Here is a 12,467-nt window from a genome sequence, read left to right as displayed (position 1 = left end):
AATTCCTTGAGCCACGGGGTCACGTCGCAGATTATGAAATTCCCATTTGCTTGCATAGGCGAGAGAGGTAGGTCGGCTGAAGCTGGAGAGCCTGAGCAGCTTTGGTTTTGCTTCCCCTGGTTTTGGCAATAGCCGTTTGTAACCGCATGCGTTTAAAGTGCTCGACCGACTTGTGGAACGGAAGGTCCATCAGTTCTTCCGTGGGTCGGGCATTCGGCTCCATTGCCTCGAGGGTCAAGTCATCCACAGAAATAACATCCCGGCTTGCGAGAACCACCGCTCGTTCGATGACGTTGGCCAGTTCGCGCACGTTTCCTGGCCAGTCATATTGACGCAGCGCTTCAATGGCCTTTGGATCAATGGACACGTGTGGACGCTTCATGTCTTTGGCATACCGGCCAACAAAAAACCTCGCAAGCGCTGGAATGTCATCCCGTCGCTCACGCAGAGGCGGAGTCGTCACGGTGACGACGTTCAAGCGAAAGAACAAGTCTTTCCGAAATCGGCCGTCTTTGATGGCCTCCTTCAGGTCTTGATTTGTTGCTGCGATGACCCGAACGTCCACTCTGATGGGTTGTGTCCCTCCTACACGATCAAATTCCCGGTCTTGCAAGACGCGAAGCCACTTCGCCTGCAGATTCGGCTTCATATCGCCAATTTCATCGAGAAAGATCGTTCCGCCTTGAGCGACCTCCAACAAGCCCTTCTTTTGTTGGTGGGCGCCGGTAAAGGCGCCTTTCTCGTGCCCGAACAATTCGCTTTCAAGCAATTGATCCGACAATGCAACACAGTTGACGGCCACAAATGGTTTACTCGCCCGAGGACTCCAGTTATGGACGGATCGAGCCAGGATTTCCTTTCCCACGCCGCTTTCTCCCAGCAACAATACCGTGCTATTGCTCCGGGCTGCTCTTCGTAACGTGTCCACTACCTCATGCATACGAGGGCTTTCCACAATCAGTGTCCGATACCGTTCGTCTGCCGACCCCTTGAGTATCTGGCTTTCCTCTCGCATCGTGGCCAATAACCCGGCATTCCTCAATGCCACGGAGGCGTATGACCCAAACGCCGACAAAAGGTCCACATCCGATTGATCGAACTGTTTGGCCTTGGCCGTGTTGAGTATTTCAAGCACGCCCACAATTTGTCCGTGATCCATCAAAGGCACGGCAAGAATTGAACGGGTTTGAAACCCTGTTGCTTTGTCCACAGCTGGAGAAAACCGGGGATCATGCTTGGCGTCATTGACGATCAGACTCTTTCGATTCTTCGCAACCCATCCTGCGATGCCTTCACCAACGTCGATGCGAAGTTCCTTGATTTCACCGCCGACCGGGCCTGTCACTACGCTGAGTATGAGTTGTTCGCCTGTTGCATCGATCAAGAACAGACTGCTCGCTTCACATTCAAGAAGTTCTGTCACCGAGGTGACAATCAGTTTGAGTAGGGACGGAAGATCGACCGAGGAGGTCAGAAGACGACTGATGGCCAACAGTGCCGAAAGTTGTTCTCGAGAGGGCCGAAATGAAGGATCCATCAAGCAAACCACACGCGGTGATGAAGCGGGCAGGACTCTTGGGGGGTATTCTATCAGCGGCAATTTTCACTCACAATCCCATCGTCCAGTCTTTTGGACGTTCCATAGGCCAGTCACTCGACTAGGCTGTAAAGCAAGAAAGCGGATCGCATACGATGCTCCTAGCAGGGAAGCAGTGTAGAAAACTATCCTGTCTCTTTTGTTGTCTTATATGGAAGTCTGGCGCTATAACCTCATCCCAGGTGGAGAGGTTTTCGTTTGTCCTTATTGCGTAGGGAAGATGTTCTCAGTGAGGGAGGAGAAAGCCAGGATGAGCTTAGGAATGGCATCGTCTAGAGTGATTCGATGGTGTGCGTGCCTGTGTGCATGTTCGCTTCTGGGGTCAGCGTGCAAATCAGCGGACCCCCGCAATGCCGATACGAATCCGCCTGCGATCCAATGGGGGATAGCGGATAGCCGGGTTACACGAAGTGGTCAGACCGTGCAAGTCCAGGAGGGGCAGAATATTCAATTGACATTGATTGCCGAAGATCATGACAGCGGCATTTCTTATACGAGTGTAGGAGGTTCAGGGCACTACACCTGTATAGCGGGCCGTATCACCACAAACATTGCGCTCGATAAAGTTGCAGAAGAACAAAATTTGCTGCCTGATCAGAGGGGCAGGCTCAAGACGAAAGCCGTTCAGTTAACAGATGTGACACTCGGGGCACAGAAGTGTCCTGCCGGTGCAATCTTTTCAGGGGGAACCATCACGTATACGGGAAAATCTGAAAATGGACAGCGGATGCAAAACGCCTCAACGATCATCTTTCGACGGGATCGGTAATTGGACAAGCTGGCTTCTCTCAAGCGCTGCGGCGATGCAGAATCATCGCGTCGAAGTCCGAGTGCGGGTAGGGGATTGAGCACTTAGAAAAGTAGCCTGTCCCCTTTTCTTGCGCCATTCAACCTCGTGTATTTAGCCTAAAGGGATTCTGCACTAAATTGCACAAAGGAAAAACTGCCATTATCGAGATATAAGATCGCACCCTTTGTTCCTCCTGTGTATTCAAACATTGCAGGGAACGATCGGTGAATGGGTTTTTGCTCGCTCGTACCGGGAACGGACGGGTACGACCACGTTTGAACTATTGGCCCGCCTTGCTCGTTCTTGACCAACCTGGCTGAAATAGCTCCACCAGAAGTTTGAAGTCCTTCAATGTTCAATAGATACCAGCCATTCTTAGGGAAATCGATTTGAAAGGAAGCCCATGACTTGGTGCTGGAAACGCGGAGATTTATCGCCGAATTCTTGAGGATGTCCACCACATGAAACATGACCCAGCTCTGTCCTACTTGCAATTGTCCCGGAACAAGCAAAAGTGAGAAGCTAAATAAAGTCACGGGTGGGGTGCCCTGCACCTGTGGTGGTTGGGTCGGATTGGTTCCCAGAGAGAAGTTTGCTCCTCGCCTACGCGCTGTCTCAATAGCCTGAGCCCCACCGGGGTGACCTTGGAGAATCGTCAATAACTCTGTGCGAGTCCTGAGTCTGGATTGCGTCGTTTGCGGATCTGACTGAGAACTCGATGCGAGTGTTCTCTCTGCTCGGGCGCTTGGTAACAAGACCTTGGGTGCCAGGTCCATCAACGATACCCCAATCCCAATCAAGCCGGCTTTTCTGAAAAACGTTCGACGGGACATTTGCGCGTGTTCATCGGTAGTCATTAGAGGAACCTGGTTCATCGTGGGCTCCTTTCTTCGTGGTCGTTCGTCATCAATGTCTGCGTGCTATGACGATGTTCAAGAGAAATGCGCAAGGGCTCCGATCTCTTCAGCGTCTGTGACTCCTACTTCTTGGACTGCGAAACATATGGAATCCAAGCCACCATTGCATCCACAAAGTCAAGATAGGTCTCTGATAAGGAAAACTGCAATCTGGGGGGTGAGGTGGGAGCGCTGGTCGGGCTATACCAAAACACTGCGGGGAACGATCGGATGCCTGGCTGACGACTCTTTCCATATGTCCATGTTTGGATAGGCTCGGCGCCCGAGAGCGAGTAACTCCATCTGAGCGCGGCGGACACTTGCCAATAGGCGTCAATTACACCTCGCAGATTAAAGAGATACCATCCGTCGGCAGGCGGTCTAAATTGAATAAAGACCTCAGGCGTGCCTGAGGCCCCAAAACCTGAGGGCGTAAAGTTTCCGTTATCCATACTTTTGAGAAGCCTGACGGTTCCATTCTCCAGAATGGATACCTGCTGAAACCTCATCAGATTTTCTCCTTCCTTCAGGTGCCCCAATGAAAATTTCACCGAAAAGTTCGGAGACGGAACAGGATCGGGACTTTTCCCCAATTTCGGGTAGCTCGGATTTTCTCCTGGAATATTGGCCCCTCCACGACGAGCCTTTTCAAGGGCATCAGCCCCGCCCGGTTGAGTTCTAAGAATATTCATCAATTCACCCATGCTTGGTGAATCCTGAGATCGTTGGACCCGGTACACCCAGTCCTGGTGTTCCTCTGCCAGCCCGTCTGAGGTCAAACCATTCACAAGACCGGATCCTTGCAAAGCTCCAACACTCATTAACCCAGCCCTTATAAGCAATCCTCGCCTCGACAAGGATTGATCACGGTCCGATTGTTTGCGTGATTCTTCGTGCATGTCCGCCTCCCTCATTAGATAGCTGCCCTTCAATGAGTCGGAGCGATCTACGGAGTCAGCTCCTACTATCTGCTGCAGGAAATGATATGACTGCGCCATGCGAATACTGTCAACTCCGTATAGCCGAGACCGGACCATAGGTCTTCTATTGAATGCTCGGCTGTCGCTACTACTGGTTTGTCGAAGCCGTCAGAGAAAGGTTCTAAATAAAAGTGGTAGCGAGCCACAGGCTCAAAAAGGGGACAAGAGGCTCAAAAAGGGGACAGGCTACTTTGTCTTGCATCGAAAATGGTGGTTGCCATACTGTCCGCCTCCATGCCTCGAATCCCGCGTGGACAAGTGGGTGGATATGCCTATCACGTTTTAAATCGAGGAAATGGTGGGACGGCGGTCTTTCACAAAGATGGTGACTATTCCGCTTTCTTCGCGTTGCTTGCTCGGGCAAGAGAGAAATTCCCCGTCAAGGTTCTGAGCGTGTGCGTCATGCCCAACCATTTCCATGTGGTTGTGCAGCCGGCCGCTGAAGCGGTTCTCAGTTCGTCCATGCAGTGGTGGATGACCAGCCATGTACGGCGATATCACCGACATTATCGAACGCATGGACATGTGTGGCAGGGGAGGTTCAAGAGTTTCCCGATCCAGCAAGATGCGCATCTTCTCACTGTCATGAGGTATGTACTGCGTAATCCGGTCCGATCGGGGCTTGCGGACTGCGTGATGGATTGGCCGTGGTCCAGCTTGCGGTTCCCGCAGCTCAGCGATCCGATACCCATCGAGACGCCGAAGAATTGGCTTGAATGGATTGATCAGCCGCTCTTCGAGCACGAACTCACGAAACTACGCCTCTGCGTCAATCGACAGCAACGGTTCGGGGAAGAGGCGTGGCAAACGGCTACGGCTGCCGCACTAGGGTTGGAATCAACCTTGCGGAGACGGGGACGGCCGTCGAAGACGGCGGAAAAGAAGCCTGTCCCTTATCTTGGCCCCGTTTCTCTCTCCTAAACCGATGACGGGTTTTCAACGAGAGTGGCAAGCTTCAGATAATCGATACTCGGCCGAACGCCGTAGATTTTAGCGACCGCATCAATCATTTGAGGCGAGAAAAACTTCCGTGCCGCGTCTTCTGACTCCCACATGTAAAAGTTGAGAGCTTGGCGCCTGGCTGCATCAACGGTAAAGGCCTTAGACCGAAGACCCGGCATGCCTTGAAACTTGCTGCGAGCCCCTTCGGCGATCTGCTGTAGATGTGCCTCGTTGAATTCCGTGTCGTACTGGAACCGCACCATGACAGCGATCATAGGAACCTCCCCTCTAGACTAGCGAAACGAGGATGAATTGGAAGTTGGATGTGATCGTGATCAAGTCGTCTGATAAGACTGCTTGCGGGAGCGGTCGGCGGCGGCATGAGGAGCGCGTCGGTCTGGCGCGCGTCCTCGCTAGGCGTCTTCATGTGCTGACTCACCGCGTCGGTGATTGGTCTATTTGATCATGGCCTCTACGACACTCACCGCTGAATCCGTCGGTACGACTTTGGTCAGTCGAAGTCCCGCTTTATTCAGCAGGGTGCCATATTCAGGTTCAGTTCGTTCCTGGCCGCCTGGTCCGACGAGCATCATCATGTCGAGCATCTTTCCCGGGTGCTGGACGTTGCCGGCCGGTAACACCATCTCGATAATCAACACACGGGCGGTCGGCTTCATGACGCGCCGACAATGGCCTAGGATCGTGAGGCACTGCTCCTCGCTCCAATCGTGAATGATGTGTGAGAGCAGGTACGCATCTCCTCCTTCAGGCACTCGCTCAAAGAAACTGCCGGGCATGACGGTGACGCGATCAGCAAGACCGCGTGCCTGAATTAATTTTGGGGCATCACGCACGACATGTGGAAGGTCGTACAAAATGCCGCGTGATCCGTGATACTTGTCCAAAATGGCTGCCAACAGATTGCCGGTCGCTCCGCCGACATCGACGATCGCCGTCATGTTGGCGAAATCGTACGCAGCGGCCACCGCCGCGGGTTCGGCGCCATGGAAACTGACCATCGTCTCGCTGAAGAGTGAAGCCTCATCGGGGTGCTGGGCCAGCCAGTCAAAAATAGGCATGCCCAGGGCTTGTTCCAAGCCGGATCTTCCGGTCTGAACCGATTCCATCAAGCGTTCCCATCCGCCCGTCATCCACGGACTCGCCAGCGTGAGCGTTGCCGAACGAGCTCCGCCCGGAGCGCCGGTCTTGAGCGCTTCACCGAGCGGTGTCAAGGTGAATTGGGTTCCGTGTTCCGTAACGAGTCCGAGGTGTGCGAGTGTTCGCAGCAATCGGCCGAGAGAATGCGCGTGGGTTTTCGTGGCCGTTGCCAATTCGTCAACGCGCTTCGGTCCGCTAGCCAGGTGGTCGGCGAGACTCAGCTTGGCGGCAACATAGAGGATATGAGATACCCAATGCGCCGTGGCCATTTGCACCAGTTGCGCATGAGGTGGAATTGCTGCGTGACTGACGGAAGTAGCAGGCATGGTGATAGTCTCCGATGTGACGGCCCAGCACATTTATGCGCGTAGGTCCGACAGTGTAGCGCAATGGCAGAAGCGTATCTATACGTTTGCTGAGCGGAGAGGGGAGTCGGATCCGATTGCCGGCGGGGATGGCCGGCGGCGGCGATGAGGAAGTTTTCGGCGTCCGGGCGCTAGCGCAGCGTTTTCTGAGGACGCTTGTATGTGATGGCGCGGCTATCTCGCGGGGATCCGAAAAAGATGGATGCTTTGATCCTTGTCTGAGCAACGACCGGGCTGCCGTTTTTTCTTCCGGTCGGAGACAGCCACAAGGGTGTGCCGGTCGAGCCACGCAATGCCTTCAACGTTGCCATAGCTCTTGCTAGGGAAGCGGTAGACGGCCTCCGACTCAGGCGTCACTGCTCGGGCCTTTTCATCGATCTGAGCGACCCACAGGCGGGCGGAGGCCTGCGAGACCACGGCAAGCCGGCGGTCGCGATATGCGAGAGCCGCATAGTCCTCGAACTCAGCCTTTGGGGGCAGTAGGATCCGGTGCGAGGCCTTCCAGCCACCATCCCGGGCGCGAACGAAAACTTCGATGCGACCCTTGCCGTTGTGACCGGCCTCACAGAGCGCATACAGGTATTCCCTGCGGCCGCGCCACATGTGGGCGAGACCTTCGAAGCCCTTGTTGTGCTTTGTCAGCGGGGAAGGCAGCCGGGTACAGCGGATGAAGCGCGCGCCTTCATCATATTCAGCCACAAATCCTCGGAGCAGCCCATCGAAGTCCTCCACTGACTCGACCTGACAGAACACTCTACGGTGTCGTTGGTCGATGCTGATGTCCTCGAATCCCGATCCTAAGCTTGGGGCGGGTAGAAGCGTGTTAGTCGCGTGGTGCTTGAGGGAAAGATTGATCCGCGCCACCTGATTGAGATTGTCGAACACAACTAGCGCAGTGGTGTCGTCGACGAGTGCGACTCCGCTCGCTTCCAGCCGGCTATGCTTCGTCCTGCCCGGTAGAAGGCGGAAGAGCTTTTCCTCACGAATCAGTTCGAGTTTTCGGCTCACAAGTGTGGCTATTCTAGTTTTTCTCGTCCATCACGTCTAGTTCACGGAGAAGACGCGAGCGGCCATGCGCCGGAAAATAGTTCCTGACTCCGTTTTTCAAATAACCAAGGAGTTACAAAAGTAGCCTGTCCCCTTTTCTTGTCTTCGAAACCAGCATTTTGCTGTCAAGAAAAGACTCACCAACTCCACATGAACCTTTTCTGCATGCCGTCGACGTACTGAGTGACCGCACAGAACAGAGGGTGCGGGAGAGAAAGGCAGCAGGACCTCGTTCGGTCAGCCGCAGGGAGTTAGAGGCGACAATGATGGATTTGATGAGGCACATGCGCGGAACGATTGGTCTCCATGATTTGCTATTGCTCACCTCTATTGCTCTCTCCATCCCTCTGCGATTGGCCGTACCACTCGCGGCCCAGATTGTATGCAGTCGGATAAACATCCGTTTTCCATACTGTGATCAAACTAGCTGAGAAGATAGGCTTCATACCGCCGGGCGGCTTACCGCCGCGAAATGCTCAATCATCGCGTCGGCGTCCAACCCTTTTTTCTTGGCTACGCAGGAACGTAGGTCAATCTGATCACATCTTCGCCCATCCGATCATTCGTCATAAGGCGAAGTCGCGGCCGGGGTCCCGCGAAATACGGCTTGCCGTGACCAAGTACGACGGGGTGCAGGTAGATGCGATACTCATCGATCAGGCCAAGTTCGGTGAGGCTTCGCGCCAAGTTCGGCCCGGCAACCTCGATCTCCCCGTCGCACTCGACCTTCAGCTTGCGGATCGCGCCCTCAATATCATCCCCAACAAGCCTGGCGTTCGGGCCGACCGACTTCAACGAGCGCGAGACGACCCATTTCGGCTGGTTCCGCCACGCCGCCGCGAAGGCATGTTCATCTGCACTCCATTCAGGATGATCGTCGTCCCAGTAACGCATGATTTCATACATGTGGCGCCCGTACACACTGCCTGCCTGCCCCTGAGCCTCCTCGATGAAGTGGCGGAAGAGGGTGGGGCCTGGCGCAAACGCCATATGATCGACGTAGCCATCCAGGGACTGGTTCATTCCGAACACGAGCTTAGCCATACCGACTTCCTTTCCTTAACTGGGGCTAAAAAGGGGACAGGCTTCTTATTTCTGATGGTTCGTCGTCCGATGCTGCTGAAAAACTAGCCTGTCCCCTTTTCTTGTCTGTCCCCTTTTCTTGTCTCGGGTACAGTCATCTGGATCCTTCTTCTCGATGGCAAATCTCAAGGTGATTGCCATCGGGATCTTCGAAAAAGACCGCGTAGTATCCTAGGCCTTCATCGTAACCAGGGCCTTCGACATTGCGAGCACCTGCTCGGATAACGATATCTGCAAGCCTGTCGACCTCGTTTGTGCTCTCGGCCCAGAACGCAATGCGGCACTCGTTCGGAACATGGCTGGCGGATTCCGTGACGCCGAAAAACTCCCTCGCCTCGACATGATCGGCGGCTTCGAACTGTAGCCAGCCATCGAGGTCTACCTTGTGCGTGAATCCGAGCGCCGGCAAGATGGTCCTGTAAAATTCACGGACCTTGTTCAGACTACGCACTCTTACATCAACATGATCGTATCGTCGTCCCATCACGGCAGATTAAATTAAACCGGACCACTGAGCAAGGTAAGGAAGGAGTAGAGGACAGGCATTGAGCGTCTTTCAGGCTGGACCCCTTTATCTTCCCCTCCGCGAATCTGTTGCATCGCAGGCATGCATAGGCGCATCCTCTGCATATCGTTGAAACCTTCGTTACGAGCCGGCTCTCACCTATCCGGATCATTATGAAAGGGCTGCCATGGGGGCGTGGTCTCTTCCCAAGCATGATTACTGGTCGACGCCGTTCGCCGAATCGTTGCTCAAGCACCTGGATCTGTTTACAGGAGCGACGATTTTGGATGTGGCTTCGGGGCACGGAATTCCTGCCTTCTATCTTGCCGAGCATGTCGGTCCTTCCGGACAGGTGCTGGGGATCGATGTCAATGCGCGTCAGGTGGCGAGTGCGAGGATGATTCAAGGGGATCAGCTCCGGTGGTTAAGTTTCCAGTGTCTTGATGTGCGCTCGCTGCCAGCAAACCTGCCCAGTTTCGATCGAATCACTGGGAACCTGTCGGTCATGTTCTTCCGTCCCGATCGCTTTGCGACGCTCGAGGGTTTGTCAGCACACCTGAAACCGGGCGGGCAAATCGTCGTGACGTTTCCATCGCTTGGCACGTTCGATTCGCTGTGGCGGCGAGTTGATCAGGAAATGGCGGTGCGGCAGTTACGCACCGAACGACGTCGGCTTGAAGCCTATATCGCTGAACGACCGTCTGCTGAAGAAGGTCGTGGCTGGCTGCACAAGCTCGGCTTCGAACGCATTGTCGTCAGCGAATATCCCTTGGAAGTCGTGGCTGGTCACGGACAGGCCTTTTTGCATGATCCGTTGTTGCGCGGGGGATTTCTCGACGACGTGTACGAGTGCTTTGAGGACCCCCGACTGGCTGATACGGTCATGACAGCAGTGTCGGAGGATGTCCCGAGCTTCGTCCCGCTGGTCGCTCAGCGCTGCGTGCTGTCCGGATGGAAACCGTGAGGAGTGCAGCACCTATCGGGGCGGCACGGTGCGCCGCGAAAGCAAGGGAGTGTTTGGGGGTTGATAGTTAAGACTGCTGGCGGGCGGCGGCGGAGGCGTTGAGAAGAGTTGCGGTCTGGCGAGCAGCCTTCATGGTCGTCTTCACGTGCTGATCATCGCATCGGCGTTCGGCCGCGCTAGGGGATTTGAGGACTTAGAAAAGTAGCCTGTCCCCTTTTCTTGTTCCCTGTCCCCTTTTCTTGTTCCGCAAGGGCACTTCTAAAGGAGCGCATTGAGCATCTCTTGCCTCAATGGATGGGAGAAGATGCGCATCCTGTTTTCTTAATGGGAGCCTGGACTACGACGAAAGCATCGCTCCCGCAGAAGCTACCAGGCTGCGCGAAATGGTTCCTGACGCCTTTCCTCTTTCCCGCAACGTAACGATTCTTGAGACCTTATTCAAACCCTCTTAAGTTGCAGCCTGATAAAGAACATGATACTTGGTACATAGCTCTAGCTAGACAATACACAGTAGGCTTTTAGAAGTGTACGAGCCGGGTGAGATCATAGATTCCAAGTATCACATTCTTGCCTGTATTGGGCAGGGGGGATGGGTGTCGTTTATCAGGTGGAGACTGTACCAGCGAGAGAAGTGGTGGCCCTGAAGCTTTGCTTTTCGGATGACGATTCAATGATTAAGCGCTTCGCAAGAGAAGTTCGATTCATGGCCAGCGTCAATCACCCCCATGTAATGCAGGTCATTTCTCAAAATACTGATTATTTGCCTGCGTATTTCACGATGCCCCTCGCTCAACAATCGATTTCTGCTGAAATCATTAAGGGACTATCTGAAGAGGAGACGCTAAATATATTCAAACAAATCTGCTTGGGAGTACAAGCAATTCACAATGCAGGGGGCACCCATAGAGATATCAAGCCAGATAACATTATGCGAATGATGGATGGAAATGTGGTTATCTCGGATTTCGGCTTGATAAAGTTAGATCCTAGAGATACTACCACTCTCACTCAAACAGCAGCTTTTCTGGGTACCCGTGTGTACTGTGCGCCTGAGCAACTAATACCCGGTGGGAGCCGCGGTGCGGATGCAAGGACAGACGTCTATCAGTTGGGAAAAACACTGTATGAAATGCTCACAAAGGAGACACCTGCGCTAATAGAGCGAAGCAAAATTCCTTCTGGTTTGACCTATATCATTGAGAAAGCAACGCAACAGCAGCCCGATAATCGATACCAATCAGTTGGAAGCTTGTTAGACGCGGTCCTGAGCTATGTCTCCTCGAAGTCACCTGGAGCTAGCCCCGATCAAGAATACGAGCTTATCATCCAGGAGATAACTGGTCTTGCAGAGCGGGGGCAGTATCAAACGGAAAATCTCGAAAAGCTTATGGTTGTTCTTCTTCGATTTGCAGGCGAGCCAGAGACATTCATCGAGCAATTTGATCGCATTCCCAGAGAAGTACTGCCTGTGCTGGCTAGGCATCTGTCGCCATCCCTCCATCGCGTCCTAGTTTCCTACAGACAGATAATTGAGTCAGCGATTGGAAATTATAGCTTTTCCTATGCAGAGGTCGTTGCTAATAAGATGAAGGCCATTTTTGATCATGCAGAGGAGCCGTCTATAAAAGCAGCTGCAATCGCTGCCACACTAATAGCGGCAGTAAAGTGTAATCGCTTTGCAGCCATGGATGTGTTCTCTTCGATGATTACCTCGATCAGAAAGTCTGAGGACGCAATCGCGATCGCTGATATTCTGAACGAGGAGATTGGCTACTATGAAGTGATCGCGTCGCAAGTGCCGAGATCAAAAATACATGCTGCCATTCGGCGAGTTTATGATGCTGCAGTGGCAAAAGGTTGAACCTCCAAAGTTTCGCGACCATTCTGGCTTGTGTCTCCGCCGTCTCTTCTTCCACGCCACCTCCTGGGAGCATTCAAGCCCCACTTAGCTTTCGGGTGGTGCCGACCTCGGGCGACGGTTTTCACCCTCCCGCCCCGGCGCGCCAAGACGCGCCTTTCACCGAGCGCCCGCAGCGGGGAACGCCACACCGGGCAGGTGTGCGAGCACAGCCTTTTTCTTCCCCCTTTCTAAATTGCGAGGGGGGAGGTGCCGCTACTTTCGTGGCTATTGGGCCTTGTG

General features: G+C 53.8%; 12 protein-coding genes and 1 pseudogene. 5 read left to right on the top strand and 8 right to left on the bottom strand.

The window, feature by feature from the left end; genetic code table 11:
- Positions 1 to 31: 31 nt before the first annotated feature.
- A complete protein-coding gene (locus NSJP_RS16590; protein WP_155970330.1) occupies positions 32 to 1,537 on the bottom strand; it encodes a sigma-54-dependent Fis family transcriptional regulator in 1,506 nt (501 codons plus the stop codon).
- A 481-nt stretch (positions 1,538 to 2,018) separates the two neighbouring features.
- Here NSJP_RS16590 and NSJP_RS16585 point away from each other — a divergent pair, with 481 nt between their 5' ends.
- Entirely contained in the window at positions 2,019 to 2,366 is a 348-nt protein-coding gene (locus NSJP_RS16585; protein ID WP_080887966.1) for a hypothetical protein, read from the top strand.
- A 137-nt stretch (positions 2,367 to 2,503) separates the two neighbouring features.
- On the opposite strand, the gene NSJP_RS16580 is transcribed toward NSJP_RS16585, so the two are convergent.
- Together NSJP_RS16580 and NSJP_RS16575 are read right to left on the bottom strand one after the other, a co-directional pair.
- Positions 2,504 to 3,262 carry a hypothetical protein gene (locus NSJP_RS16580; RefSeq protein ID WP_080887964.1) on the bottom strand — a complete coding sequence of 253 codons (759 nt, stop codon included), beginning with the start codon at positions 3,260 to 3,262 and terminating at the stop codon, positions 2,504 to 2,506.
- 104 nt (positions 3,263 to 3,366) lie between these two features.
- The gene (locus tag NSJP_RS16575; RefSeq protein WP_231989416.1) at positions 3,367 to 4,182 is read right to left on the bottom strand and encodes a hypothetical protein; all 816 of its coding nucleotides are present in this window, start codon (positions 4,180 to 4,182) and stop codon (positions 3,367 to 3,369) included.
- 288 nt (positions 4,183 to 4,470) lie between these two features.
- Here NSJP_RS16575 and NSJP_RS20165 point away from each other — a divergent pair.
- Together NSJP_RS20165 and NSJP_RS19775 are read left to right on the top strand one after the other, a co-directional pair.
- Positions 4,471 to 4,848: pseudogene (locus tag NSJP_RS20165) on the top strand (transposase); the annotation flags it as partial.
- 51 nt (positions 4,849 to 4,899) lie between these two features.
- Complete coding sequence (locus tag NSJP_RS19775) at positions 4,900 to 5,184, top strand: hypothetical protein (RefSeq protein WP_231989415.1); 285 nt, start codon at positions 4,900 to 4,902, stop codon at positions 5,182 to 5,184.
- Here NSJP_RS19775 and NSJP_RS16565 read toward each other — a convergent pair.
- The 5 genes from NSJP_RS16565 to NSJP_RS16545 all read right to left on the bottom strand — a co-directional run bounded on the left by NSJP_RS16565 (position 5,181) and on the right by NSJP_RS16545 (position 9,342).
- On the bottom strand, positions 5,181 to 5,480 hold the full coding sequence (locus tag NSJP_RS16565; RefSeq protein ID WP_080887961.1) for a YdhR family protein: 300 nt from the start codon (positions 5,478 to 5,480) through the stop codon (positions 5,181 to 5,183). The two genes, NSJP_RS19775 and NSJP_RS16565, sit on opposite strands and share 4 nt — an antisense overlap.
- 180 nt (positions 5,481 to 5,660) lie before the next feature.
- Positions 5,661 to 6,689, bottom strand: a complete 1,029-nt coding sequence (locus NSJP_RS16560; protein ID WP_080887960.1) for a methyltransferase — start codon at positions 6,687 to 6,689, stop codon at positions 5,661 to 5,663.
- A 213-nt stretch (positions 6,690 to 6,902) separates the two neighbouring features.
- Entirely contained in the window at positions 6,903 to 7,736 is an 834-nt protein-coding gene (locus NSJP_RS16555) for an SdiA-regulated/phytase-like domain-containing protein (protein WP_080887959.1), read from the bottom strand.
- A gap of 552 nt (positions 7,737 to 8,288) precedes the next feature.
- Entirely contained in the window at positions 8,289 to 8,819 is a 531-nt protein-coding gene (locus NSJP_RS16550; protein ID WP_080887958.1) for a dihydrofolate reductase family protein, read from the bottom strand.
- Between the two features lie 133 nt (positions 8,820 to 8,952).
- Positions 8,953 to 9,342: a VOC family protein gene (locus tag NSJP_RS16545; protein WP_080887957.1), complete on the bottom strand. Its 390-nt coding sequence runs from the start codon at positions 9,340 to 9,342 to the stop codon at positions 8,953 to 8,955.
- Positions 9,343 to 9,550: 208 nt separating this feature from the next.
- Here NSJP_RS16545 and NSJP_RS16540 point away from each other — a divergent pair, with 208 nt between their 5' ends.
- Both NSJP_RS16540 and NSJP_RS16535 read left to right on the top strand, forming a co-directional pair.
- Positions 9,551 to 10,327 (top strand): class I SAM-dependent methyltransferase, encoded by a 777-nt coding sequence (locus NSJP_RS16540; protein ID WP_080887956.1) that lies wholly within the window; start codon positions 9,551 to 9,553, stop codon positions 10,325 to 10,327.
- A gap of 589 nt (positions 10,328 to 10,916) precedes the next feature.
- A complete protein-coding gene (locus NSJP_RS16535; protein WP_080887955.1) occupies positions 10,917 to 12,188 on the top strand; it encodes a serine/threonine-protein kinase in 1,272 nt (423 codons plus the stop codon).
- Positions 12,189 to 12,467 lie beyond the last annotated feature (279 nt).

Source organism: Nitrospira japonica, from assembly GCF_900169565.1.
Classification (GTDB): domain Bacteria; phylum Nitrospirota; class Nitrospiria; order Nitrospirales; family Nitrospiraceae; genus Nitrospira_C; species Nitrospira_C japonica_A.
Note: the sequence above shows the minus strand (reverse complement) of the source record. Positions and strands in the feature narration are given on the sequence as shown.